The organism is Paenibacillus sp. 01T422 (assembly GCF_056398785.1).
This window is the reverse complement of sequence record NZ_JBFTQB010001042.1, coordinates 1-2,031: the sequence shown is the minus strand read 5'-3', so window position 1 is coordinate 2,031 and position 2,031 is coordinate 1. Positions and strand designations below refer to the sequence as shown.

General features: G+C 39.8%; 3 protein-coding genes. All 3 read right to left on the bottom strand.

The window, feature by feature from the left end; genetic code table 11:
• A partial coding sequence (locus AC1DUA_RS35245; RefSeq protein ID WP_477504165.1) for a histidine phosphatase family protein occupies positions 1 to 410 on the bottom strand: 410 nt, incomplete at its 3' end.
• Between the two features lie 176 nt (positions 411 to 586).
• Positions 587 to 1,138, bottom strand: coding sequence for an NADPH-dependent FMN reductase (locus tag AC1DUA_RS35240; RefSeq protein WP_477504164.1), 552 nt, complete (start codon positions 1,136 to 1,138; stop codon positions 587 to 589).
• Positions 1,139 to 1,332: 194 nt separating this feature from the next.
• Positions 1,333 to 1,713 carry a hypothetical protein gene (locus AC1DUA_RS35235; RefSeq protein WP_477504163.1) on the bottom strand — a complete coding sequence of 127 codons (381 nt, stop codon included), beginning with the start codon at positions 1,711 to 1,713 and terminating at the stop codon, positions 1,333 to 1,335.
• Positions 1,714 to 2,031 lie beyond the last annotated feature (318 nt).

Here is a 2,031-nt window from a genome sequence, read left to right as displayed (position 1 = left end):
ATTACCATGCATTCATGAGGGTATTGGGTGGAGAGTTCTTTTAAGCAAAAAGCCAACCGCTCACCTGCCTGACTTGCAGAATCTCCAAATGGAGGAATAAAGTTACGTTCCTTTGTGCATCGGTCCCAAATTTCAACAAACTGCTCGAAGGTTTGATCTGGCATGTCTCCCCAGTTAGCACGTTCTCGCAAGCGAGTATCCACTAGAATTGGTATTTGTGATGCTTTCCCAATAATGTGGGCGGTTTGTTTGGCTCTGTTCAGTGGACTACAAAAAATCCTAGATATAGGAATTCCCCTGAAATGTCTCGCTGTCAAATCTGCCTGCTCTAAACCTTCCGTAGTTATTGAGACATCACCAACATCCTTTTCTTTTATTGCATGTCTAACCATGTAAAAATTAGTGTTCATTTTTATCACGCCCCTTAAATTTATCGTTTATCTAATTAGTTAATCATCTAATTAGATAATACAACAATTTGGAACATGGAAAAAGCTAAATTACACAATTAGTATATAACCCATGCAAGAAATACCTTACTTCCACACAAGTTGTCCTTTTCTCAGCTTGGCTATTATATACAATGTTATCTCAAAGCCTGCATCAGCACCCGAAACAGGTTGTGAAGTGATGTCTCGGTATTCACGTCCACCACACTCCCATCAGAACTGAGTTTCTTACTGACAAACGGAACAACGAGCGTTGCTTCGTCGGGTATCGCTGCGCTCATCATTTTGAGTGTCAGTACTAAAGATGCTAGTGCTGTCTTGCCGCCATCCTCATGAGGGGAGGCACTGATAACCGCTGTAGGCTTATTAATGAATTCACCAGAAGAGACAATCCAGTCGAGTCCGTTCTTGAGCGAGCCTGGCACTCCACGCGCATACTCCGGCGTACAGATAATGATCGCATCTGCTGACCGTAACTGGTCTCTCCATTCGTATACCGCCTCATGCGGTACGACGTCGTCACTGTCTAAGTCTGGGTTGAAATGCGGTAAACTCGCCAACCCATCGTACAAACGAAACTCCACTCCTGTGGGCAATATTCCTTCAATGACTGTAAGCAGCCTTGAATTGGTCGATTGCTTGCGAAGACTTCCCGATATACCTAGCACTACAAGACTTTGTTGTTCCATTCGCTCACCGTCTTTTCCATTTGATATCACAAGTATAGACGGTAACGCTAATGTCATAGTCAATACAGCAATAATCATCTACCGCTTCTAAAAAAAGCATCGTCAAGTTCAGTACTACATGATATAATTTTGAATTTTTTGGAAATAACTGAGTTTGGTTCCCTAGGGCCTATACTGTAGTACCTTCTACTCCCTTAACCCATTAAAACCAAAAAGCAAAGTTGCCCAAAAGCAGAAAACATTATAATTGGGATTATTAGAACAAGTATTATTCTACTATGGTCATCTGCATATTTTTTAGATAATAGATTGAGCATTGGAGTTAAAAGTACCAAATTAACAATTAACATCACGGCAGCTGCCACTAGTGCACCCAGGCCGGCAAAAAATCCATGGCTATAGTAGTCCGAAAACCATTTTTCGTAAAGATTAAAAAGTAAGATTGGAAGGCCAACAGAAACGATGACTTCAACGGACACTATAGCTACCCTATTTCGTCTATTTACTACCGTTTGAGTTATTCCAGCAACTACTAAAGCTAATAAACTCAAAATGACAACAAAAACTACGAACATATATCATCACCTGTTCCCGAATAATTAACAACCATTAGCCTTTAGTCTAGGTTACATTTGGAAATATTTACAGTCATATCTTTTTATAGTACCTGTTTGGGTGATGAATGAATATTATCGAAAACTTACCTCCATAAAAATAAAAAAAACGCGCTAGGCGCGGCTCTCTCTTTTAATGTTCTTACCCATGTTTTAAATAACATAATAATGCCAAACTTCACCAATCCACTTTTTACTCACTTTGTTTTGTATTTCCAAATAATCCAGACAACCAATGATCTCCGACATCACGAAAGGAAAATCGCTTATGTACAAATC

Coding starts and splice junctions, on each gene's coding strand:
- AC1DUA_RS35240 (WP_477504164.1), bottom strand. CDS start 1,138: ATGGAACAACAAAGTCTTGTAGTGCTAGGTATATCGGGAAGTCTTCGC.
- AC1DUA_RS35235 (WP_477504163.1), bottom strand. CDS start 1,713: ATGTTCGTAGTTTTTGTTGTCATTTTGAGTTTATTAGCTTTAGTAGTT.